Annotated in this window: 18 protein-coding genes; 8 read left to right on the forward strand and 10 right to left on the reverse strand. The window is 40.0% G+C overall.

Annotated features, from left to right (window positions below; genetic code table 11):
* The first annotated feature begins 41 nt into the window (after positions 1-41).
* Entirely contained in the window at positions 42-1,520 is a 1,479-nt protein-coding gene (locus A9Y75_RS13130) for an ATP-binding protein (protein WP_071190002.1), read from the forward strand.
* Here the strand turns inward: A9Y75_RS13130 and A9Y75_RS13135 are convergent.
* Both A9Y75_RS13135 and A9Y75_RS13140 read right to left on the reverse strand, forming a co-directional pair.
* Complete coding sequence (locus A9Y75_RS13135; RefSeq protein WP_071190003.1) at positions 1,512-6,752, reverse strand: PAS domain S-box protein; 5,241 nt, start codon at positions 6,750-6,752, stop codon at positions 1,512-1,514. The two genes, A9Y75_RS13130 and A9Y75_RS13135, sit on opposite strands and share 9 nt — an antisense overlap.
* A 189-nt stretch (positions 6,753-6,941) precedes the next feature.
* Positions 6,942-7,355, reverse strand: coding sequence for a hypothetical protein (locus tag A9Y75_RS13140; RefSeq protein WP_071190004.1), 414 nt, complete (start codon positions 7,353-7,355; stop codon positions 6,942-6,944).
* Between the two features lie 349 nt (positions 7,356-7,704).
* Here A9Y75_RS13140 and A9Y75_RS13145 point away from each other — a divergent pair, with 349 nt between their 5' ends.
* Positions 7,705-9,531 (forward strand): S8 family peptidase, encoded by a 1,827-nt coding sequence (locus A9Y75_RS13145; RefSeq protein WP_071190005.1) that lies wholly within the window; start codon positions 7,705-7,707, stop codon positions 9,529-9,531.
* Positions 9,532-9,624: 93 nt separating this feature from the next.
* Here A9Y75_RS13145 and A9Y75_RS13150 read toward each other — a convergent pair whose 3' ends face one another.
* Positions 9,625-10,134 (reverse strand): hypothetical protein, encoded by a 510-nt coding sequence (locus A9Y75_RS13150; protein ID WP_236721395.1) that lies wholly within the window; start codon positions 10,132-10,134, stop codon positions 9,625-9,627.
* An 83-nt stretch (positions 10,135-10,217) separates the two neighbouring features.
* Between A9Y75_RS13150 and A9Y75_RS13155 the strand changes: the two genes are divergently transcribed.
* Complete coding sequence (locus tag A9Y75_RS13155) at positions 10,218-10,451, forward strand: hypothetical protein (protein WP_071190006.1); 234 nt, start codon at positions 10,218-10,220, stop codon at positions 10,449-10,451.
* Here A9Y75_RS13155 and A9Y75_RS13160 read toward each other — a convergent pair.
* The gene (locus tag A9Y75_RS13160) at positions 10,438-10,764 is read right to left on the reverse strand and encodes a thioredoxin family protein (RefSeq protein WP_071190007.1); all 327 of its coding nucleotides are present in this window, start codon (positions 10,762-10,764) and stop codon (positions 10,438-10,440) included. The two genes, A9Y75_RS13155 and A9Y75_RS13160, sit on opposite strands and share 14 nt — an antisense overlap.
* Positions 10,765-12,567: 1,803 nt before the next feature.
* Here A9Y75_RS13160 and hetF point away from each other — a divergent pair.
* The 4 genes from hetF to A9Y75_RS13180 all read left to right on the forward strand — a co-directional run bounded on the left by hetF (position 12,568) and on the right by A9Y75_RS13180 (position 16,255).
* On the forward strand, positions 12,568-15,036 hold the full coding sequence (hetF, locus tag A9Y75_RS13165) for a cell division protein HetF (protein ID WP_071190008.1): 2,469 nt from the start codon (positions 12,568-12,570) through the stop codon (positions 15,034-15,036).
* A gap of 135 nt (positions 15,037-15,171) precedes the next feature.
* Positions 15,172-15,510 carry a P-II family nitrogen regulator gene (locus A9Y75_RS13170; protein WP_016953382.1) on the forward strand — a complete coding sequence of 113 codons (339 nt, stop codon included), beginning with the start codon at positions 15,172-15,174 and terminating at the stop codon, positions 15,508-15,510.
* Positions 15,511-15,528: 18 nt separating this feature from the next.
* Positions 15,529-15,810: a hypothetical protein gene (locus tag A9Y75_RS13175; RefSeq protein ID WP_071190009.1), complete on the forward strand. Its 282-nt coding sequence runs from the start codon at positions 15,529-15,531 to the stop codon at positions 15,808-15,810.
* Between the two features lie 133 nt (positions 15,811-15,943).
* A complete protein-coding gene (locus A9Y75_RS13180; protein WP_071190010.1) occupies positions 15,944-16,255 on the forward strand; it encodes a HigA family addiction module antitoxin in 312 nt (103 codons plus the stop codon).
* Between the two features lie 145 nt (positions 16,256-16,400).
* On the opposite strand, the gene rdgB is transcribed toward A9Y75_RS13180, so the two are convergent.
* The 3 genes from rdgB to purN form a co-directional block, all read right to left on the reverse strand.
* Positions 16,401-16,979: an RdgB/HAM1 family non-canonical purine NTP pyrophosphatase gene (gene rdgB / locus A9Y75_RS13185; protein ID WP_071190011.1), complete on the reverse strand. Its 579-nt coding sequence runs from the start codon at positions 16,977-16,979 to the stop codon at positions 16,401-16,403.
* A 78-nt stretch (positions 16,980-17,057) separates the two neighbouring features.
* Positions 17,058-18,500, reverse strand: coding sequence for a phosphoglucomutase/phosphomannomutase family protein (locus A9Y75_RS13190; RefSeq protein ID WP_071190012.1), 1,443 nt, complete (start codon positions 18,498-18,500; stop codon positions 17,058-17,060).
* A 69-nt stretch (positions 18,501-18,569) separates the two neighbouring features.
* On the reverse strand, positions 18,570-19,229 hold the full coding sequence (gene purN / locus A9Y75_RS13195; protein ID WP_071190013.1) for a phosphoribosylglycinamide formyltransferase: 660 nt from the start codon (positions 19,227-19,229) through the stop codon (positions 18,570-18,572).
* 49 nt (positions 19,230-19,278) lie between these two features.
* Between purN and A9Y75_RS13200 the strand changes: the two genes are divergently transcribed.
* Positions 19,279-20,166, forward strand: a complete 888-nt coding sequence (locus A9Y75_RS13200) for a sugar ABC transporter permease (RefSeq protein ID WP_071190014.1) — start codon at positions 19,279-19,281, stop codon at positions 20,164-20,166.
* A gap of 141 nt (positions 20,167-20,307) precedes the next feature.
* Here A9Y75_RS13200 and A9Y75_RS13205 read toward each other — a convergent pair whose 3' ends face one another.
* The 3 genes from A9Y75_RS13205 to fraC all read right to left on the reverse strand — a co-directional run bounded on the left by A9Y75_RS13205 (position 20,308) and on the right by fraC (position 22,772).
* Positions 20,308-21,087, reverse strand: coding sequence for an ABC transporter permease subunit (locus A9Y75_RS13205; protein ID WP_071190015.1), 780 nt, complete (start codon positions 21,085-21,087; stop codon positions 20,308-20,310).
* Positions 21,088-21,159: 72 nt separating this feature from the next.
* Positions 21,160-22,170 carry a septal junction protein FraD gene (gene fraD / locus A9Y75_RS13210; RefSeq protein ID WP_071190016.1) on the reverse strand — a complete coding sequence of 337 codons (1,011 nt, stop codon included), beginning with the start codon at positions 22,168-22,170 and terminating at the stop codon, positions 21,160-21,162.
* A 50-nt stretch (positions 22,171-22,220) separates the two neighbouring features.
* Entirely contained in the window at positions 22,221-22,772 is a 552-nt protein-coding gene (gene fraC / locus A9Y75_RS13215) for a filament integrity protein FraC (RefSeq protein WP_071190142.1), read from the reverse strand.
* Positions 22,773-22,794: the final 22 nt, after the last annotated feature.

Raw genomic sequence — 22,794 nt, forward strand, 5'->3', positions numbered from 1 at the left:
AAAAATCAAATATTAGTCCTATATATATACTTTACTGTTTTATGTCCAATCAATCTCCAGATGAGGAAATTACATTTTTACGTCAACGGAATGCTGAACTTGAAAAAGTATTAGAAGATTATCATAAATTACAACAAGAGTTAGAAGAATGTAAACAAGCAAAGACAGTATTAGAGCAAGATTTACAAAAGACGGAAGAGCAATCTTTCCTCTTTAGAATGATTATTGAAAAATCCGTTGATTGGATATTTGTCAAAGATCAAAACTATCGTTATCTTCTCGTGAATTATACCGTAGCTAATTCAATTGGTAAAACTATTGAGGAAATTATTGGTAAAGATGATTTAGAATTAGGTACTTCCGAAGAAATAGTATTTGGTAATGCCGATAAAAAAATTCGTGGATTTCGCACAGATGATCAACTGGTTTTATCAGGTGAAACCATCCATAATCCTTATGATCCTGCACCTGGTTGTGATGGTAAATTATATATTTTAGATACAAGGAAAATTCCTTTATGTAATAGTAAAGGAGAAATTTTTGCTATGCTGGGTGTAAGTCGTGATGTGACTGATCGTCATCGAGCCGAGGAAGAATTACGAGAATCAGAAACTCAACTTAGACAGCGGACATTAGAATTAGAAGAAACTTTAAAAAAACTACAACGCACCCAATCTCAACTAATTCAAAGTGAAAAAATGTCTTCTTTAGGTCAATTAGTAGCAGGAATTGCTCATGAAATAAATAATCCTTTGAACTTTATTTCTGGCAATATTAGTTATGCTAATAAACATATTCAAGATTTATTGAATTTATTAAAACTGTATCAAATTAATTATCCGCATCCAGTTAATGAAATTCATGAACAAGCCGAAGTTATTGAACTAAACTTTTTACAGAAAGACTTACCAAAACTCATCTCTTCTATCAGAATTGGTACAGAACGTATTCAGAAAATAGTTGATTCTTTGCGGACATTTTCTCATCTTGATCAATCTGAGTTAAAACCTACTAATATTCATCATGGTATTAATAGCGCGTTGATGCTTTTGGAACATCGACTCCATACTCAACCGCATATTTCCAGAATTACAGTTATTAAAGAATATGGAAATTTGCCATTAATTGAGTGTTTTCCAGGACAACTCAATCAAGTATTTATGAATATTTTAATTAATGCTATAGATGCTTTGGAGGGAATCGGAATTCACAATGATAAATTACCCATTTCCAAACCCAAAATTCACATTTCTACTCAGGTATGTAATTCTGAATATATCACTATCCGCATCGCTGATAATGGGTTAGGAATGTCAGCAGAAATTCAACAAAGAGTTTTTGATCCTTTCTACAGTACAAAACCGGTGGGTAAAGGTACAGGATTAGGTTTATATATCAGTTATCAAATTATTAATGAACAACACAACGGTTCGTTAAAGTGTATTTCTTCTCCTGGTAAAGGAGCAGAGTTTGTGATTGAAATTCCCATTCGGCAAACCCAGTCTAAATCGTCACTTTAAAGGAATTTGCAGAGGAATACTGACTGTAAATGTTGTTCCCTCGTCTATTTGGCTATCTAATGTAATTTCACCTTTGTGCAGATCAACACATTTTTTGACTATTGCTAAACCCAAACCTGTACCAGAAATCTTGCTAACGTTAGAAGCTCGATGAAAAGATGCAAATAAATTAACTTTATCTTCTTCAGGAATACCAATACCCGAATCTTTAATTTTAAATATCAGCTTGTCGGTATCTCTAGTCAAACTAAAATAAATGAAACTATTTTCAGGAGAATATTTAATGGCATTGCTAAGAAGATTTGTCAGAATTTGGCGGAGGATTTTCGGATCAAATTGAACAACCAAAGTGTCATCTAATATCGGCTCACTGGCATTTAAGAAAAACTCTATTGTATGTTTGCTGCTAGTACCTTCTATTTGATCTTTGAGATGACGACAGAAGCCAATGATATCTAATGCTTCTGGGTTGAATTCCATCCTCTCAGCTTCAGCGCGGTTGATCATGAGGACATCATCAAGAAGTTGGACGATATGCTTGATGGTTTTTTGGATAATCTCTAGGTGTCCATGTTTTTTTTCTGTAGTCAGACGATCGCTAAAATTTTGTAAAATGCCTGTAGATGAGGAAATAATAGCTAAAGGTGTGCGAAACTCATGGGATGCCATAGTAATGAAGCGCGCTCGCATTTGGCTGACTTCTTTTTCTTTAACCAAAGACAGTTGTAATTGCTCAAATAAATCTGCTTGCTGAATGGCGATCGCTAATTGGTTAGCTATTTGTTGCAATAATTGGGCTTCCCCATCTTCCCAAATGCGTTTTGTACTACAAGCATGGACAACTAATACGCCCCAGAGTTTGTTATTAGGAGCATTTACCCAGCGCCCGGTTTCATTTTCTCCAATTTCCTGCAAGATGGGAGCGACAATTTTCGACTGGATATTTCCTGCTAAGGAATATTCTACCAAGCAATTAGTCCAGATATCGTTCATCACATCAGGCACAATCCGGGGTTGACCTTGCCAGTAACAGTCTAAAATCTCTTGTGACCATCTTTCGTCGTCCCAATGAAGATCCTTTAAAGCCACATAACCGTTAGCAACAACTTCTTCGACAATTTGACTTTTACCATCAGGAAACAGACGGAATACAATCACCCGCTCAACTTGCATTAATTCTTGAACGTGTTGGGTGATGGTGGCTAGAATATCTTTTAAATTTAGCTTGCTACGAATTTGTTGAGTGATTTTCTGAATGATTTTTAGTCGTTGCAGTTGTAGTAAAATTTCCTCTTCTGCTTGCTTTCTAATGATCAGTTCTAACTGTACTTGCTCATATAAAGTAGATTGTTGAATAGCTATTGCTAATTGGTTAGCTATTTGTTGGACAAGTTCAATTTCAAAATCTTGCCAGTCACGGGGTTGAGAACATTGATGAATACACAACAAACCCCATAAATTTTCTCCCTCTAGTAATGTCACAACTAAATTAGCTCGAATCTGAAATTGTGCCAAAACATCACGATGACAGTCTGTAAGTCCAGCATTGTTAATATCATCTACTACGTGCATTTTCCCTAGATGATAGTAAGCAGCATATTGTTCACCAAAACAATGATCATGAATTTTAATTTTTAGTGCAGATTTAAAGCCACCAACTACAGATTCCGAGACAAATTCACCATCGTTAAAATTACTATGAGGAGCAAATTTAAAAATTCCTACCCTATCGGCATTTATTAATTGCCGAATTTCTTGAGTAGCAGTATTAAAAATACTGGACAAATCCAGGTATTGACGAATGCGTTGGGTAGTTTGGAGCAGCAAATGTTCTCTTTCGGCTTGTTGCTTAATTATTTGTTCTGCTTGCTTACGTTCTGTAATATCTTCGGCAATACCGACTAAATATTTCGGCTGGCCATGCTCATCTGTGATGGCGATTTTTTTGGTGTGTAATATGCGAATTCCCCGGTTTTTAGTATGAATTTCCTCTTCTAATATTTCATAAATCTCCTGTGAGGCAAGAGTTTTGCGATCTTCAGAAACAAAAAAATCTGCTTCTTCTGGGAAAAAGTCATAATCACTTTTACCTATCAATTCCTCTCGCGCATAACCTAAGAGATTTTCGGCTGCCTTGTTTAAACGGATAAATTTTAACTCATCAGCATCTTTAACAAAAATCATATTCGGAATATTTTCGATAATCGAGTTAAGGAATTTTTCACTGTTTAGCAATGCTTGGGTGCGTTCTTGAACTTGATTTTCTAAGTCTTGATTGAGGTGGTATAACTGATTTAAAGTTCTTTGAAGTTCCTGTTCTGTTTGTTTGCGCTCGGTGATGTCTTGGGACATCGACATACCTGCGATCACATTACCCTGCTGATCTCGCACAGGGATATTGTGGTCAAGGTAGAGGCGATCGCGATATAAAATCTCCTCAATTGCAGATTCTCCAGTCAGTGCTTGCCGATAATTCCGTCCAATCCTCTCACCGATTTCTGCGGGAAAGATTTCCCAAATCGTTTTTCCTTCCATTTCTGCCTTACTCAAACCTGCACAAGCTAGTCCTAAGCCTCCAACCAGTAGGTATCGCAGGTCATGGTCAAATAGGACAACTGCCCCATTAGGAAAGTTATCTACCAGGGTGCGATAAAGCTGCTCACTTCGGCGCAAGGCTGCTTCTGCTTGTTTGCGAGTACTAATATCAGTAATTGTGCCGACATAACCAGTCATCTTTCCGTCTAAATTTTTTTCTTGAACAGCTTGCCCAAATACCCAGGTTTCAACTCCATCCGGTCGCAAAAACCGATATTCCAAACTAAAAGTTCCACCTGTTTGGGTGCAGCGATCCCATTCTGCTGAAATCATATCTCGATCTTCCGGGTGTAAACCGCTGGACCAGCCCAAGCCTGCCGCTTCTTCAGGAGTTAATCCAGCAATTTCACACCAGCGATCATTAACATACAAACAATTGCCCTCGGTATCGGCGCGGTAAATACCAACGGGGGCTGATGTTACCAGTGTTGCATAGCGTTGTTCACTTTCCTGTAATGCCAGTTTGATCAGCTTGCGTTCTGTCATATCTTCATAGCTGGCCACAACGCCGATGATTTCACCATCAGCGTTTTGCATTGGTATTTTATTAGTGTTTAACCACCTGTGAATGTTGCCATGTTTCGTAAATGTTTGTTCAATATTGAACTTGGGCGTACCGGACTCCATGACGATGCGGTCATCTGCCTGATAAAGTGGTGCTTGTTCTCGCCAGACCAGATCAAAGTCTGTTTTGCCAATAATTTCCGCAGCCGAAGATAGTCCAGCATCTAAAAGTAGCTGGCGGTTGCAGCCCAAGTAACGGCAGTTGCGGTCTTTCCAAAAAATGGCTATGGGTAGGCTATCCATGACGAACTGCAACAGAATTTGGCTTTCTTGTAATGCCCGTTCTGTTTGTTGGCGAATGATTTCATTGCGTTTTGCTGCGGTGATGTCTCGTGCTGCCCAAATGACCGTTTCTGCTGAAATCGGTGAAACTTTAGCACCAAACCAAACTTCTTGATTGCCAATCTGTAAGCTGTATTCACACTCTGAGAATTGTTGTGTAGTTAGAGTTTGCTCAATAATGCTCACAAACTGATCTGCGAGGTGATGAGGAAAAACTTCATGGAGGGTTTTACCGAGCAACTCTTCAGCTGGTCGGTAAAGCTTATCAGGATTGGTGGGAGCAATTTTGAGATAACGTCCCTGTTTATCTATCACCAGAATTACATCGACCATGGCATTAAACAGCCCTCGAAGTTCAGCTTCTGAGGCTTGGAGTGCTTTGAGCGCCTCTTGGCGTTCACGTTCAAGGCGTTTTTTATCACTAATATCTCGCCCTTCTGCAATCAGCATCACTATCTGTTCTGATTCATCTTTGAGGGGACGCAGAGAAAAATCTATGGTGCTTATCTGACCCCCAGCACCCAATATATCTACTTCGTAGCGGATAAATAATTCACCTTGGGCAGCAAGAGCGATCGCTTGTGTTAACTTCTCCTGAGTTGATTGAGAAATTGTCCACCAGTAAGTTTCCCAGAACGGTCGATTGATCACATCTTCTAATTGCTGTCCGCCAAAATTTAAAGCTGTTTGGTTGACTTCTAAGACAATTCCTGCGGTTGTCAGCAATCCGGTCAAATGAAAGGTGTTATCGAAAATAGCCCGAAATCTGCGCTCATTAGCTTGTAGTTCTTTCGTTCTTTTTTGTACCTTCTGCTCTAGAGAGGTATTGAGATTTTGCAAGTTTTGATAAAGTTCTGCCTGTTGAATGGCCACAGCCATCTGCACAGAAAGTTGCTGGAGTATACCAAGTTCATTTGTTTCCCATTCACGAGTCCCGCTGCATTGGTGAACAATAAGTAACCCCCAAAGTTGATAGGTAGAAGCGGACTGATCAGTTACTTCTGTGTTGAACAAAATGGGTACAACCAGGTTAGCCTTAACCTGAAATTGCTCTAGTATGTTGATATAGGAGGCTTTTAGTCCAGCATGATGGATATCAGAAATTGCTTGAATTTTGCCGTTAAGATAGGCTATTGCCTGATTCTCTCGAAAGCAACTATCCTGAATTTCACAGTTTAGGAAGGTTTTCCACTGAGGTAGTACAGATTCAGCAACAATTTTACCATTCATCTGGGAATCAAACTGGGACACCATCACCCGATCTGCTTTGAGAAATTCCCGAACATCTTGAACGGCTGTTGACAAAATTTCCTCTAAACGCAAAAACTGACGAATGTGAAGTGAGATCCCAGCTAACAACTGCTGTTGTTGCTCCTGCATCCGAATCTGCTCTATCAACCGGGTTTTCTCTAGAGTGGTATGAACAGCGCGGTGGAGTCCACTAGAGGTGAGTTTGCTCTTGATTAAATAGTCCTGAACACCACTCTTCATAGCTTGAACAGCTATGGTTTCATCTCCTTGCTGTGTTAACATAATGACTGGAATTTTTATACTACCAGATTGCAACCGCAACTGGTTCAGAAATTCCAACGCATCCATATCTGGCAGTTGATAGTCTAGAAGTATTAAGTCTGGACTGGTTTGCTCCAGTTGCGTTAATGCTTCTGCTCCTGTCTCAGTTTCAATAAAATCGTAAGTAGTAGCTATATCCTGAGCTAAGTAATTGCAGTATAATAACCTATCTTCTGACGAATTCTCCAGAATCAGAATTAAGTAATGGGAGATTGCCATAAAGCTTTTTCAATAATTAAATTAATTCACACTTTAAATTATATTTTAGCGTAGCTTTTTTTCCTAATTTATCACAAAAACCTCACGGTAGTTTACACTGCCACTTTCTAGACTTGATAATGTTGGTTTTTTTGTTGTAATTTTTCTCAAAGTACCGTTTGTCTGATTTGTCTAGAATGTATCGTTAATTTACGTCCTAGACAAAAACCTCTGCAAAAACTTAGCCCATTCTGCTGCGAGGTGAACTTCTGTAAATGGAACACGAATTGATTTAGCAGTATTCAATAAAAACTCTAATTCAATTTGACGACCTTTTTCGGGTGGATTTTCTAAATCTACTGAATTACCATTTACCAAAAAGCGGATTTCTTCAACATCCAATAAAGAAAAAGTTTCTAATTCAATTGGTCCTTTAGTTGTAGGTTTTCCCCAAGTGATATCATTACCTTTTTGAGCTAATACTGCATAGATATCATATTTAGCCCGTTCAAACTGTTCTGCCCAAATTCGATAAGCTTCAAGTTTCTGATATTCCTGTGAACCTTGCCACGCTAACCAGAAAAATATCACTAACAAAGGCAACCATAAAAGACCACGTTCCATAATAATTCGTAATTCGTAATTCGTAATAGTGCTTACAGTCCCGCTAGGGATACGTAATTCGTAATTTGTAATTAGAAAATAGACAAAAGAGTAGAGTTTATCGTCATCTCCCCCATCTTCCCAATCAATACTCAGGCTCTAAAATCTGCCAATTACCAATTGAAAAATATAGTTTGGCATAAATAGACCAATCCTTACAACCACACACCATGACTTCACAGCAGTGTCTTAACCTCATGCAAGCACTGGTTACATTGTATGACAAAGCTGCCTCGTTTTAATGCCAGGGATGATCCCTAATACTCCCTATTATGAGTTATGGTAGTGAGCAAACTGACAATGAGTTGATATGAGAAGACTTATATTATTGTCCTTGTTTGTCATTGGGTTGACAACTGCTGTGTTTGGGTTTCTGAATTTGCAGGGATTGGCAGCTAAAGGTGACTTTGAGACAATTTTGCTGGATTTTCGGGAAGATATTGGAGAAACCGTCATTAAAAAGGATTTACAAGCGATCGCACAACAATATAATGTCACACCTCAACTGGATAATAAATATTCAGCAGCGGACAATGTGTATATTATCAAAGGCGATCGCCAACGGTTGCAAAACCTCAAAAAATCTCCCTTTGCCAAAGCCACAGAATTCATCGAGCCAAATTATATTTATAAAACAGTTCCCGAAGGTAAAGCCACAGCATCAGCAAACGAACCAGTAAATCCCTCATTAATTGGTCCCAATGACCAATATTACAGCAAACAGTGGAACCTGCACAAAATTGGCATAGAAGGCGCGTGGAATCTGACCAAAGGTAGTGGTATTAAAGTTGCGGTTATTGACACCGGCATTACCCAAGTCCGCGACTTAGCCGAGACAAAATTCGTCAAAGGCTACGACTTTGTTAACGACACCGAAGCAGCCAACGACGACAACGGACATGGAACCCATGTTGCCGGTACAGTCGCCCAAGCCACCAATAACAACTATGGTGTCGCTGGAGTTGCCTACGAAGCCAGCCTCATGCCCTTAAAAGTGCTAAATGCCTATGGTTCAGGAACAGTTGCCGATATTGCCGAAGCCATCAAATTTGCCGCCGATAAAGGCGCAGACGTGATTAACATGAGTCTAGGTGGTGGTGGTGAAAGCCAACTGATGAAAGAAGCCATCGAATATGCCCACAGAAAAGGTGTAGTCATCATTGCCGCTGCCGGAAATGAAAGCACTAATGGGGCTAGTTATCCAGCCCGTTACCCCCATGTAATCGGCGTTTCCGCCTTTGGACCAGATGGAGAAAAAGCAGAATATTCCAACTATGGTGCTGGCGTAGATATCTCCGCTCCTGGGGGGAGTGAAACCGGCGGAATTCTCCAAGAAACTATTGATGAAAATGGCGAAGGTGTATTTTTAGGACTCCAAGGAACCAGCATGGCTTCCCCCCACGTTGCTGGTGTGGCAGCATTAATTAAAGCTGCGGGAGTTACAGACACAGATGAAATTTTAAAAGTTCTCCAACAATCAGCCAGAGTTATTCAAGATGATGGTTTGAACTATTATGGCGCTGGACAACTTAACGCCGAAGCCGCAGTTAAACTTGCCACCCAAGGACAAATCAGTTTTCCCGATTTCTTCCGGTGGTTACGGGATAACGGCTATATCAACCCTGGCTTTTGGATAGATGGCGGAGCGATCGCACTATTACCTAAAATATTCATGGTAGTAGGTTCTTATCTCCTCGCTTGGTTCTTACGGGTTTACTTCCCCTTCACTTGGAGTTGGTCTTTATCCAGTGGGTTAATTTTTGGTAGTTCTGGGTTATTCTTCCTCAAGGGAATTTATATCTTTGATCTTCCTCAATGGCCTTTCCGGGTTTTGGGTAGTTCCATTCCTGAACTAGGCAATAGCATACAAGGAACAGGTGCTTTAAATCCCATCTTTGCTTCTGTGCTAATTCCCCTGACATTGATAGTATTACTGTTAGGACATCCCAATTGGAAATGGTTTGCTATTGGTTCAAGTTTGGGAATAGCCGCCTGTTTAACAGTCAGTGCCATTTATGATCCCGCAGTTTGGGGATTAGGAGATGGTAACTTAGCCCGTACCTTCCTCATCGTTAATGCCCTACTTTGTTACGGGCTGGTACGTTTAGCATTAAAAGACGAGAAACAAACAGCTTAATAAGGTAATGGGTAATGGGTAAGTGGTATAGCAGGAGTCGGTAGGGGCGTATTGCAATACGCCCGTACAGGTTGTCTAGAATGTATCGTTAATTTACGTCCTAGACAAAAACCTCTGCAAAAACTTAGCCCATTCTGCTGCGAGGTGAACTTCTGTAAATGGAACACGAATTGATTTAGCAGTATTCAATAAAAACTCTAATTCAATTTGACGACCTTTTTCGGGTGGATTTTCTAAATCTACTGAATTACCATTTACCAAAAAGCGGATTTCTTCAACATCCAATAAAGAAAAAGTTTCTAATTCAATTGGTCCTTTAGTTGTAGGTTTTCCCCAAGTGATATCATTACCTTTTTGAGCTAATACTGCATAGATATCATATTTAGCCCGTTCAAACTGTTCTGCCCAAATTCGATAAGCTTCAAGTTTCTGATATTCCTGTGAACCTTGCCACGCTAACCAGAAAAATATCACATCAAAGTCTGTTTTGCCAATAATTTCCGCAGCCGAAGATAGTCCAGCATCTAAAAGTAGCTGGCGGTTGCAGCCCAAGTAACGGCAGTTGCGGTCTTTCCAAAAAATGGCTATGGGTAGGCTATCCATGACGAACTGCAACAGAATTTGGCTTTCTTGTAATGCCCGTTCTGTTTGTTGGCGAATGATTTCATTGCGTTTTCAAAAAACAAATGACTATTACAATTACAGGTACTATCGAACGTCGTAATATTGGTATGGGCGCATGGGCGTTATTTACAGACGAAGGCGTTACCTACGAAATACTCAAAGGCGCTGATAAAAGCTTACTCAAATCAGGACAAAAAGCCAAAGTCACGGGACAGGTACGGGAAGATGTCATGACAATTGCCATGATTGGCCCTGTTTTAGAGGTAAAATCCTTCGAGCTAATTAGTTCTGATTAGCAGCAGTAGAATCTAACACTTCTTGAATCCGACTTCTGAATTCCCCTTTGGGATGTCCCCCTTTAACCTCACCGATAATCTGAAATTCGGCTTCAGGTGAATCACAGATAATATAGGTAGGCCATCCCATTTGTGATTTATCAGGATACTGGCTTAACAAAATTTTGCGGTATTGGCGATAAGTCGCCGTATCCTGCATTTTCACATCGATAAATAGCAAACCCAGTTCCTCAACCACCTTTTTGTCATAAAAAGACATCTTGTGGCAGATGCCGCATTCTTCTGAAGAGAACTTAATCACAGATAAACTCATATCGCTATAGAATCTCTAGCTTTTTTGTAAAAATTGCTTATTATGTCATAAAATAGTAACAGATTGCACGAGACTGCACAAAGGCATTAATTCTAGAAAAATAATTAAGAGTGCTATTATATATCGCCGCAATCATTCTGGAGTCATAGCTTCGGCTCAAAATAGAATGAAAGCGGGAAAGAAACAGGGCTTTACCTTTGGCAGAAAACAGGGTTAGACTAGTGGTCTACAGCAAGTGGCAACTGAAACAATCATATTGCTACAGTCTGGAGTAAATCAGATGGTATCCAAAACCAGCTTTGACCTAGAAAAAACCCCCCAGTTAGTGTTAGCCAGCTAGGGGAGCTTAGTTATCAGGGTGCATCTACCAATTAAATGTTCTCAGGTATGGCACAATCCTCCGGATAAATTTTCCCTAGGAAGCGTGTTTTTATTTCTAAATAAAAAAACCCCCCAGTTAGTGTTAGCCAGCTAGGGGAGTTAGTTATCAGGGTGCATCTACCAATTAAATGTTCTTGGTTTAACTGACAATATCCGGATCAAGTTTTGATAATCAAGGTGTGAAAAAGTTGCCCATAAATTTCTACAAATCTATCCTTAAGGCACAATTTCTTCAGATAAAGCCGTGGTAAAACCGGATGGTAATTTATTGATATGAACCTATCCCCAAAAAACTTGTAGCTAATTTGTTTGGGGAAACTGTATCAAATTAATTGCCGATGTCCTGAGACTAGGTAATAGAAGAATTACCTGAAGAATACATCTGTCAGAAGTTAGGAGTCAGTCAATTGAGGATTTTGAAGGAGTGATCAATTGCCGTTCATCTCTGGAGCGATTGACCCATTACAAATAATAATTTTGAGATTAATCTAGATTTTATGAAGCGGTAGTATGATTGATCTTAACCACAAAAAACCCCCAGTGGTGTTAGCCAGCTAGGGGAAGTTAGTTATCAGGGTGCATCTACTAATTAAATGTTCTGGGTTTAATATCATCCTCCGGAACAATTAAAATGCATCATGGGTGTTGTTTATCAACTCAAGAAAAAACCCCCAGTGGTGTTAGCCAGCTAGGGGAAGTTAGTTATCAGGGTGCATCTACTAATTAAATGTTCTGGGTTTAATATCATCCTCCGGAACAATTGGGTCACATTTTCATTATTGTTATTTGTGAACTCAAAAAAAAACCCCCCAGTGGTGTTAGCCAGCTAGGGGAGATTAGTTATCAGGGTGCATCTACTAATTAAGTGTTCTGAGTTTAATGTCATGCTCCGGATCAATTGGGTTGCATCTTCGTTATTGTTGTTTATGAACTCAAGAAAAAACCCCCAGCGGTGTTAGCCAGCTAGGGGAGATTAGTTATCAGGGTGCATCTACCAATTAAACGTTCTGAGTTGAACCACTATGCTCCGGATGAATTTGCCCAAAAGCCGCTGTATGGCACTTACGGAAAAAATTCCTGTCGTTGTTAGCTGGTTAGGGGAGTTAGTTATCAGGGTTTGAAATTGCGATGGTTTGAGAAGATTTTCCTGGGTCAGAGATTACTTTTGTTTGCCAAAATAAAAAAAACCCCTAGGCGGGTGTTAGCCTACCAGGGGTATTGAAGATCAAGGTGCATCTACCAATAAAGTGTTCTCGTCTGAAGTAATCACATCCGGATAAAGTTCTCTCAGCAAAACAAGCCAAACCACGCCGAATCAGAAACATTCCGTGACAATCAGCATCTAAAGTATCAGCAAGTAGAAATCCAAGACTAGAGACTTTCGCAGTTTAAAGTAGATTTAGGAGGCAAACAGGAGAAGTTGTGACCCAGGAATTTCATATTTCCGTAACCCCAGTAGGGCAAAATGACTACTTGGTGCGGACGGAACAAGTCGCGCCTGGGGTGCCGTTGGCAGAAGAACTGGTGACTTGGACGGTCGCTGAGTGGTTAGCGGCCGCAGGACATTTGATGAATGACCCGTTACAGTCAGTGCTACAGGGAGATGTCATGGCCAGGAACTCTGTAAACTGGGTGGCACTGGGTCAGCAATTATATAATGCTCTGTTTCAAGGCACTTTGAGAGATAGTTGGATTACTGCCCAAGGTATTGCCCAAAATCAGCAACAGGTACTGCGTTTACGCTTGGGACTCAAAGATACTAGGTTAGCGCGTTTGCCTTGGGAAGTGATGCACGCAGGCGATCGCCCGTTAGCTACTGGGCCTTATATCACTTTTTCTCGTTATCAAAGCGGCATTCACTCAACATCACGACTCCCCACACGCAACATTCCCTCGCCACAGGAAGAAAGCGGAGTCAAGGTGTTGATGATTATTTCTTCTCCCACTGATCAAGTGCGTCTTGATTTGCTCAAACAAGAAGCGATTGACCTACAAGCCGAACTTCATCGCCAATCCCCCCGAACTGAAAATGGCAATTATGTCCCAGAAATTGAACTGACTATCCTCGATCAACCAGGAAGAGAAGAGTTAACCCAAGCCCTAGAACAGGGACGATATCATGTTCTGCACTACTCTGGTCATAGTAACTTGGGGGCTAATGGGGGAGAAATTTATTTAGTTAGTAGAAGAACTGGCTTAACAGAAACCCTCAGCGGTGATGATTTAGCCGGCTTGCTGGTGAATAATAATATCCAAATGGCAGTGTTTAACTCTTGCTTGGGAGCATACAGAGCTAAGTCTGATACCTCTGGGGAGACGGGAGAACGCAACCTCACTGAAAGCTTGGTGAAAAGAGGTCTGAGGAGCGTTTTGGCCATGTCAGAACGGATTCCTGATGAAGTGGCGCTGACGTTGACACAATTGTTTTACCGCAATTTAAGCCAAGGCTATCCCTTGGATTTGTGTGTGAGTAGGGTACGTCAGGGCTTAATTTCTGCCTATGGTTCTCACCAGATGTACTGGGCGTTACCAATGTTGTATCTCCAGCGGGAATTTGAAGGCTTTCTCACCCCGCAAATTGGTTTGTTTGCCAATTCTGAGTTACTGAATGAATATCAGTCATCAGCGGGAACATCCGCTAATTTGATGTATTCGGGGGTGACAACTGATCCCCAAATGCCTTTAGCTATGGAGGATATCATGCCTTCTGGTTTAGGACGGGATGCTTCTGAGCTAGATTGGCTAGGGGATGATACTTGGGGGGATCTCTTGGATGAGATTGATTATGATAACCCTAGTTATGATGAGGATTCGGCAATAGTTTCTGATTTGTTTCGCCAGATGGGTAATCCCCCAGCCCCAACTGAAGAAACTTCAATCACGGCGGAACTAGAGCCACCAGTACGCGACAATGATAATGCTCTCAGGGATCATTTACAGCTTAAGGAGGATGTAGTTGAATGGGCAGATAGCTCTGAAATTGTGCCAAATGCCCCAACTATGGTAGGTAATCAAGGAAATTCTCCGCCGCCCACATTACCACCAATGAAGCAACTACGTCGCCGGCAACGTCGGCCGTGGCCAATTTTGGGGATTGTGGGTGCAAGTGCGATCGCACTAATTATTGGTTTAAATTGGTGGTGGTATCATCGCAGGTCGGTAGTTCCGGAAATTCCACCTATTCCTACTCAGCCTTTTGTCAAGAGTCAATTACCTATTGACTTAAAAACATCACCAACGGGAATTGTCACCGCTACGGCTACAGAACAGTTGAGTCAAGGGAATTTACAACCTGGGCTGGATGCTGTAGATGAACTACTGAATCGTGGCGCTTTAGCTTCAGCAGAAACTGCTTTGGCGCTGATTCCCGCTAAACAAATTGACGAACCATCTGTCAACTTTTTACGTGGTCGATTAGCTTGGCAATTTGCTCAAACAAGCGATAAAAAATATAGCATTGATGATGCCCGTCGTTACTGGGAAATTGCGGTGCGGGATCAGCCAGATTCTGTTTTGTATAATAATGCTTTGGGATTTGCTTACTATGCTGAGGGAAATCTCAATCGGGCTAATGATGCTTGGTTCAAGGCTTTGAATTTAGCCCTCAAGTCCCAGAATCCCACTTCGACAGCAACACCATCTGCCAATTTAGTTATGCCACAGGAGGCTTTAACTGCCTATGCGGGGTTAGCCTTAGGTTTATATAAATCTGCAAATAATCAATCTGCTGCCAAACAAGGGCAATATATTAAAGAAGCTATTAAGCTACGTCAAACTGTGATTGAGAATGAACCTGTCAACTTTACGATTGATAAATTGGCTCAGAATTGGCTGTGGACAGAACAAGCTATTACAGATTGGCGATCGCTCCTTCAAGAACAGAGTCAGTAAGTCTAGACACCTGAGCAGTGGTGAAATACAATACATCAACCTCAAGTTAAACAAGTAGCTTTATAGTTACAGCTTTAGACAACTAATCTGGTTAGATATATAAACAATGCTCTTAGAAGTTAGGAATTGAAAAAAATGAGAAAAGTCGAAGCTATTATCCGTCCCTTTAAGCTGGATGAGGTGAAAATTGCCCTAGTTAATGCGGGAATCGTGGGGATGACTATTTCTGAAGTCCGTGGTTTTGGACGACAAAAAGGTCAAACTGAACGCTATCGTGGTTCGGAATACACAGTTGAGTTTCTGCAAAAACTGAAGGTGGAAATCGTGGTTGAAGATCACCAAGTAGATATGGTGGTTGATAAAATTATCGCCGCAGCCCGGACTGGTGAAATCGGTGATGGTAAGATTTTTATCTCCCCTGTTGAGCAAGTTGTACGGATTCGCACTGGGGAAAAGAACACGGAAGCCGTGTAAGTTTTGAATATCTAGAGAGTGGGCGTTGTTGAATTAGGGGATGAGGAATTTTCAAGATTTTTCTTCATCTCTAGCATCAGCAGCGCCTTTTGTGGTTTGATTTTAGGAAAAATAGCGCATTTGTTTTATAGCGATTTTCAAATAAATGAACCACATTTTGCTCAGGTTTCGCGCAAAGAAGCAAAGAAGCAAAGGCGCAAAGTAAGAAATAGATTAATTTATAATTTAGGGTGTAGTCTACATGAAACCTGCTGTAATTGGCTAGACGATGAATTAGAACCTTTTACTTTCAAGATATAGCGGTATGCACTTGAATGAGATACATCATAGTCCCCTCATCGCTTGCGGGGAGGGGGTTGGGGGTGGGGTGTTTGTATCTCACTCAACCAAGAACCGCTATAGAAATTACAAATTATCACTGAAGGAGAATTATATGGCACGTCCACCTATTCATCCTGGAGAAATTCTAGCTGATGAACTGCATGAATTAGGAATGAGTGCAAGTGAATTAGCTCGTTTGCTTCATGTCCCTAAAAATCGAATTACCGAAATAATTAATGGTAAAAGGTCAATTACTGCTGATACTGCATTACGGCTAGGACAATGGTTTGGTACTAGTGCTGAATTTTGGATGAATTTGCAGAAAAATTATGAACTTAGACTGGCTGAAGAAAAAGTTGGTAAGGAAATTAAAGTAACTATTTCTCCTCGTTTATCAACTAGGAATATGCAAGTTCTAGCGTAAAATTAGTTTTATTATTCTTCCTCTTACCTTCGCGCTCTTTGCGTCTATACCTACGGTACGCTACGCGTTAGCGGAGCTTTCGCTTTAGCGATACGTGGTTCGTTAAAATCATCCTCAAGGGAAAACGAGTTACCCCCAAAAAACATCACCTTAACACCTTAACCAACTGAGGAACTAAACTTTTCAAAGCATTACCACGATGACTAATTGACTTTTTTAATTCCGGTGACATTTGGGCAAAAGTCAATTGCTTTTCTGGGACATAAAAAATAGGATCATAACCAAAACCACCTTCACCACGGGTTGAATAAAGAATTTCACCGCGACAAATACCCTCAGATTGCAAAACTATTTCTCCCGCAGGATTTGCAACCGCTACTGCACAGACAAATTGGGCTTGACGATTTTCTGTATTTCCTAATTCTCGTAATAACCTAGCAATGCGTTCTGCATCGGTATTGCCATAACGAGCAGAGTATACACCCGGTGAACCATTGAGGGCATCTACCTTTAAACCAGAATCATCTGCGATCGCCCAATTTCCGGTAGCTATAGCAACCTCAGAGGCTTTGAGACAAGCATTTGCAGTAAAAGTGTCCCCTGTTTCTTCAACGTCCAAATCTTCGGGTTTGAGAGTTAATTCCCAACCCGAATCAGCTAAATAAGCTTGCATTTCTTTTAACTTACCGGGATTTCCTGTGGCTACTACGAGTAATTTTGTCATTAGTTATTAGTTATTAGTTATTAGTCATTAGTAAGGGGTAATTGTTTGTTGATTCCATTACCCATTACCCATTACTCATTAATTAGATTCAGCCCAAGTTTTCGCCCAAGCGAGAGTTTGATGGACTTGTTCTAATGTGGGTGCTTCGCAGTAGAGACGTAAAACTGGTTCAGTGCCACTAAAGCGAATCATTAACCAACTTTGATCAGCGAGGCGGAATTTATAACCGTCAATTGTTTTGCAATCAATTACTGGTTTACCTGCAATTTCTGTTAAAGGCTGGCTTTGCAATTGTTGCAATAACCGTCCTCGCACATCCATATTTGCTAAAGGTAAATCTATGCGATCATAGGTTGAACTGAAATTAGTTTGTTGTTGTAAGAGGCGATAATATTCACCTAAATCCAAACCGGATTCTACAACTGCTTCTAACACATACAATGCTGAAAGTAGGGCATCTCGTTCAGGAATGTGGCTACCGTAGCCTATCCCACCGGACTCTTCACCACCTAGTAATACCTCTGAAGCTAACATTCGGTCAGCAATGTATTTATAACCGACTGCGGTTTCAAATACAGACAAGTTTAGTGATGCAGCGACAAGGGGAATTAAGTCAGAACCGCTAACTGTTTTGACGATTTCGCCGGTAAAGTTACGCCTGCGGGTGAGGTGGTCGATTAAGATGGGGATTAATATTTGGGAACTGAGGAAATTAGCGTCTTTGTCTACTGCGGCAATGCGATCGCAATCTCCATCAAATACCAAACCCACAGTTAAACTTGATGTATTAGTTTCCCCATGATTTTTAATTACTGTCAATAACCGCGAAAGGTATTTAGGTAAAGGTTCTGGCGCACCACCTTCAAATAGGGGATCACGGTTGCTGTTGATTTCTTTTACTTGTTCACCTAATAATCTTGCTAGTCCCCCAGCCGCTGCGCCGTGCATAACATCCACAAATAATGTTAATTTGTCAGATGTGATTGCTTGCCTAATTTTGTCAATATCAACTTTACCTTCTAATGCACGACAATAACTTGGCCAGGCATCAAACTTCTGTTCCTTCCCTGGGGTAGCTGCAAGTGGAACATCCACCGTTAACAGTGCTTCTATCTCCTGGGTAACTTCAGGTGGTACGGAACCGCCAAAAGCACTTTTAACTTTTAGTCCTAAATATGCACCAGGATTATGACTGGCTGTAATCACTAGCGCCCCTAAAGCATTGAGTTCTTTAGCAGCCCAACTAAATGCTGGAGTTGGGGCATAAGTTTCGCTAAATAGTACATCAAAACCAGCAGCCGTGACAGAATCAACAACCACACGGGCGAATTCTTCAGCCATAAAGCGGCGATCGTAACCGACAATGATTGTACGGCTACCAACCGTAGAAAAATAAGTGTTATGTAACACTTTGGCGGCAACAGTTGCTACTAAGGCTAGGCGTTCAAAGGTAAATTCTTCGCCAATTACGCCTCGCCAGCCATCTGTACCAAACTTGATTGGATTAGTTAAAACTGGCATGGATATATCCTAAATTTCTAACTGAGGATTTTAGCATTTATACAAGGTATTACGTAATTAGGATGTTAATTACAAATTAGTTTGAGCCGCTAGGGCAATCCCTAATGGTAAAATTCGATGTTCCTGAACTTGAATTCTAGCGTGAAGTGTTTCTGCTGTATCATCTGGAAGTACAGGTACTGCTGCTTGCATCAAAATGGGACCACTGTCCATTTCTAAACACAGGAGATGCACAGTACAACCAGTAATTTTCACCCCTGCTTCTAAAGCTTGTTCTACAGCCCGAACACCCTTGAAACTAGGTAAGAGACTGGGATGAATATTGATAATTTTGTGAGGAAAAGCATCAATTAATACTTGTGTCACCAGACGCATCCAGCCTGCCATAATTACCAAATCTACATCATACTGCCGCAATGTCTGCACAATTTGCCTGTCTAGGTCTTTGCGGTTTTTGTAGTCTCGGTGATTTAAAAGTACAGCTTTTACACCTCGATTTGCTGCCCGTGTTGCTGCCTTAGCGTCGGGATTATTGTAAATTAAAACTGGAATTTCGGCGTTTAGTTTTCCTTCCTCAATAGCTTGGGTAACTACCTCAAAATTGCTGCCATTTCCAGAAGCCATAATCCCCAGTTTCAAGGGAGTGGCTAGTTGTAATTTTTCACTAGAAATATGGGAAATATGGGGAGAAATCAGACTAGCAGCATCAATTGGGGAAACTTGACTCATAAAATGTCGATAAAATTACATAGATAAACATTTAATCACCAATATTGCCATGAAAACATCCCGTTCTTCCCGTCTGCAACTACTAGATAATGATACAGTCGCGGCTTGGGTTTTTCTAACACCCGCACTGATTTTGTTAGGTGTATTTGTTATTTGGCCAATTGCTTATTTGTTTTATCTCAGTTTTACTGCGGGTATTTTCACCTCTAACGGCATTCATTGGGTTGGCTTCAAAAACTATTGGCGTTTGTTACTAAACTCTGACTTTTGGCAAGTTATTTTTAACACAGTTTATTTTACTCTTGGTAGCCTTGTTCCTAGTTTGGTAATTCCATTGGGAATAGCAGTGTTATTAAATCGCTCATTCGCTTGGCTCTTAATTTTGCGAAGTGCTTATTTTCTGCCTTCAATTACCTCTCTTGTGGCCGCTGGTTTGGGATTTCGCTGGTTGTTTCAAAATACGGGGCCTGTAAATGAGCTTTTAAAGATATTTGATATTCCCGAAATATCTTGGTTAGGAGATACTTTTTGGGCAATGCCAGTCATCATTTTATTTAGTATTTGGAAACAAATAGGTTTCAATATGGTGGTTTTTTTAGCTGGGTTGCAAGCAATTCCTGTTAGTCGTTATGAAGCAGCAGAATTAGATGGAGCTAATGCTTGGCAACAATTTTGGCATATTACTTTACCTGGACTACGACCGACTTTAATTTTTGCCACTGTTACGACTGCTATTTTCACATTGCGAAGTTTTGAGCCTGTTTATGTGATTACAGGTGGTGGTCCTTTAAATTCTACTAATTTGCTGGTTTATTACACTTACCAAGAAGCTTTTGGTCAATTTGATTTTGGTTATGCCGCAGCTGTAGCCACGGTGTTGTTAATTATTACTTTGTTACTAGTTTATTTGCAGTTAAGAACTTGGAAAGATGAGTAATATCGTGTCCAGTTGACTACTTATGATTAGGGCTGACGCGGAGATGGGGAGATGGGGAGACGCGGAGACGCGGAGACACAGAGAAAATCAAGAATAACTTAATTACGAATTACGAATTACGAATTACGAATTACGAATTATTTAAAACTCTCGTCGTAAGAAGATTAAGATGGCAATTGCTAATAGCATGAAACTGTACATCAAGCCATAGCCGGCATTACCAATTAATGTCATTGTGTCAGGTATTGCTTGCAATCCATAGACAGCATCATTTTTCAAATCTAAGCGAGATAAATCTGGGAGGATAAGATATAAACCTTGTGTAAAGCGTTCTACACCTGGGTTTTGACTCAGACGACCAAGTGCGACCAAATCTTGAGTAATATTCCCCATTAAATAGACAGCAAATGTTAAAGCTGTGGCTATGAGAGAACTGGTAAAAACTCCTAATGTGATAGCTACTGCTGTAATTAAGGTTAACTGCAAAAACAAGAAAAATGCAGCAATCAGAATACTAGAAATTGGATAAGACATTTTACCAAATTGTAAAAATCCCAGATAAATAGCTGTCATAGCGGCGATTATTACAGCTAGAACTGCGGATAAACCTAAGTATTTACTAGTGATAAATTCACTACGACTTATGGGTTTGGCAATTAACATTAAAATAGTACGTTTTTCAATTTCTTTATTAACTAGTCCTGTACCTATAAAAACGACAACAATTAAACCAATTACGTTCATTGTTGCTAAACCAAAGTCTAAAAATATTTTGTCCTGGCTTGTAGCTGCAAATTCAAAAATTGCCCGATTAGCAACAGCGAGGATGAGTGCATAAAAACCAATGATGTACAGGATGCGATCGCGGATCACTTCCTGAAACACATTTTTTGACATCACAAAGGTTCTAGTTATATTCATGGTCATTAGTCATTAGTCATTGGTCATTGGTCATTGGTCATTTTCTCCCCATCACCCCATCTCCCTATTCCCCTACTGTTGTGGTGGTGGTGAGCCGAGGAAAAATTTGCTGGTGCGATCGCATTCAATTCCTGCAACTGCGTTTTTATTCTCTGGTTGCTTGACGGCTGCAATTGGTTGGATGCGACAGGATTTTTGGAGATAAAAACCGTTTTTATTTGCACTAGGGCCTGTCCAAATACTGAGGATATCTAATCTATATCCCGAATTGACATTGACTACACGGGGTTCAATTCGCCATAGTTCTTGTTCTTCATATTTCACTAGGTTTTTGTCTATCATTCTCTTACCCAAGTTTCCTACTTGCTGGTTTGCTTCTAATAGCCATCTTTCTACTTCTGACCAAGGTCGTGTCACTATTTGTTCTTCTATTAAAGGCTGAATTTTATTCAAAATCATCGCCCCATTTTGTGGCGTTTTGGCTTTTGGCTCTAGTTTAATGACAAAGGCGCTATTTTGAAAATTATCTACTAGTAAACTGGGATATTCCTTTAACCATTTATCGATGACAAAGTAAAACTGAATCCAGCAACTTATTAGCATTGACCAAGCAATCAAAATGATGATTTTTTGGCGTTCTTTTTGTTTAGGAAGAGTAGCTTTTGATTTTGTACCTGTGCCTACAAAAAATTCTGGTATTGCGGTAATGATTGCAGCAATTGTTGGCCAATAAACTATGGTTTTAGGTGTAACTAAATTCACATTATGTCTAAAAGCAAAGGCACTGACTAAGAAACTAGTTATCAATGCTCCCACTGGCATAAAAGTCCCAGGAACTCTTAAAGGGTCGTCGGTGGTATACCAGGCTGTACCAGCCATTAAGAAGACCCAACCTGAAAATGCAATTATATCTTTTATATAACCTATAGAAAAATATGACATTGCCCAAGAAAAAACACTTAAATAGATTAGTGTTTGCCAAGAGTAAGCCTTGGGAGGCATTAAAAGCTTTTGAACTCCTGAGAATAAGTCTTGAACAAATTTAAAGAGAACTGTTATTTCTTTGAAAATTGGTGAATTCATATTTTTACCTCTATTTTCTTAAATCATCCAGATTTTTTGTAACTGTTTAATTACTTCAATCCTCCAGAGTAGCTGCGAATTAATAAAATTATCGTGATAGCAGTATAGCTAAGGGAGTTTGCTATTAAAGTAGTAGTAATTAAATTTGTGTTTCGTAATTTTGCTTTGTTCATTAATTTTAATCTTTGGCGTTGAGAGATTAGTGTATTGTCTTCATTTTTAGTAAATTCTCCCAAAGAGATAATTAAGGTCTTTAATAAGAAAAACTTAATTAAAAATGTACTAAAAAATATAATAAAACCAGAGAGTACTAGATAGCTGTGAGTACTGGGATTTTTGAAGTTATTAAAAAACACATAGCTAATTAATTCTGACTTAATTGGTACGGGTAATATTGGCTCTACTAGAAAAAATATAGTCCAGCCAATGACACTGGAAAAAACATTCATGGCAATGGCATAAAAGATGCTAGTTTTTTTGTCAAATTTTAGCCAGCGATGGAGAATGTAACCTTCTATGGGAATGGCAATTAGTAAGAACAAAGTTTCAAATAAAATCGCACCAATGGGTAAAATTCTGGGAAGTGATAATTCTTCAGTCATAACGTTCAATAAGTTCAATAAA

The sequence above is a fragment of the Trichormus sp. NMC-1 genome, assembly GCF_001858025.1.
Taxonomy (GTDB): Bacteria; Cyanobacteriota; Cyanobacteriia; order Cyanobacteriales; family Nostocaceae; genus Anabaena.

Excerpts from the sequence above, each read along its gene's own strand:
- rdgB (WP_071190011.1), bottom strand. The coding sequence starts at position 16,979 with ATGACAAAATTACTCGTAGTAGCCACAGGAAATCCCGGTAAGTTAAAA.
- A9Y75_RS13130 (WP_071190002.1), top strand. The coding sequence starts at position 42 with ATGTCCAATCAATCTCCAGATGAGGAAATTACATTTTTACGTCAACGG.
- fraD (WP_071190016.1), bottom strand. The coding sequence starts at position 22,170 with ATGAATTCACCAATTTTCAAAGAAATAACAGTTCTCTTTAAATTTGTT.
- A9Y75_RS13160 (WP_071190007.1), bottom strand. The coding sequence starts at position 10,764 with ATGAGTTTATCTGTGATTAAGTTCTCTTCAGAAGAATGCGGCATCTGC.
- purN (WP_071190013.1), bottom strand. The coding sequence starts at position 19,229 with ATGAGTCAAGTTTCCCCAATTGATGCTGCTAGTCTGATTTCTCCCCAT.
- fraC (WP_071190142.1), bottom strand. The coding sequence starts at position 22,772 with ATGACTGAAGAATTATCACTTCCCAGAATTTTACCCATTGGTGCGATT.
- A9Y75_RS13200 (WP_071190014.1), top strand. The coding sequence starts at position 19,279 with ATGAAAACATCCCGTTCTTCCCGTCTGCAACTACTAGATAATGATACA.
- A9Y75_RS13155 (WP_071190006.1), top strand. The coding sequence starts at position 10,218 with ATGACTATTACAATTACAGGTACTATCGAACGTCGTAATATTGGTATG.
- A9Y75_RS13180 (WP_071190010.1), top strand. The coding sequence starts at position 15,944 with ATGGCACGTCCACCTATTCATCCTGGAGAAATTCTAGCTGATGAACTG.
- A9Y75_RS13170 (WP_016953382.1), top strand. The coding sequence starts at position 15,172 with ATGAGAAAAGTCGAAGCTATTATCCGTCCCTTTAAGCTGGATGAGGTG.
- A9Y75_RS13135 (WP_071190003.1), bottom strand. The coding sequence starts at position 6,752 with ATGGCAATCTCCCATTACTTAATTCTGATTCTGGAGAATTCGTCAGAA.
- A9Y75_RS13205 (WP_071190015.1), bottom strand. The coding sequence starts at position 21,087 with ATGAATATAACTAGAACCTTTGTGATGTCAAAAAATGTGTTTCAGGAA.
- A9Y75_RS13145 (WP_071190005.1), top strand. The coding sequence starts at position 7,705 with ATGAGAAGACTTATATTATTGTCCTTGTTTGTCATTGGGTTGACAACT.
- A9Y75_RS13150 (WP_236721395.1), bottom strand. The coding sequence starts at position 10,134 with ATGGATAGCCTACCCATAGCCATTTTTTGGAAAGACCGCAACTGCCGT.
- A9Y75_RS13140 (WP_071190004.1), bottom strand. The coding sequence starts at position 7,355 with ATGGAACGTGGTCTTTTATGGTTGCCTTTGTTAGTGATATTTTTCTGG.
- A9Y75_RS13190 (WP_071190012.1), bottom strand. The coding sequence starts at position 18,500 with ATGCCAGTTTTAACTAATCCAATCAAGTTTGGTACAGATGGCTGGCGA.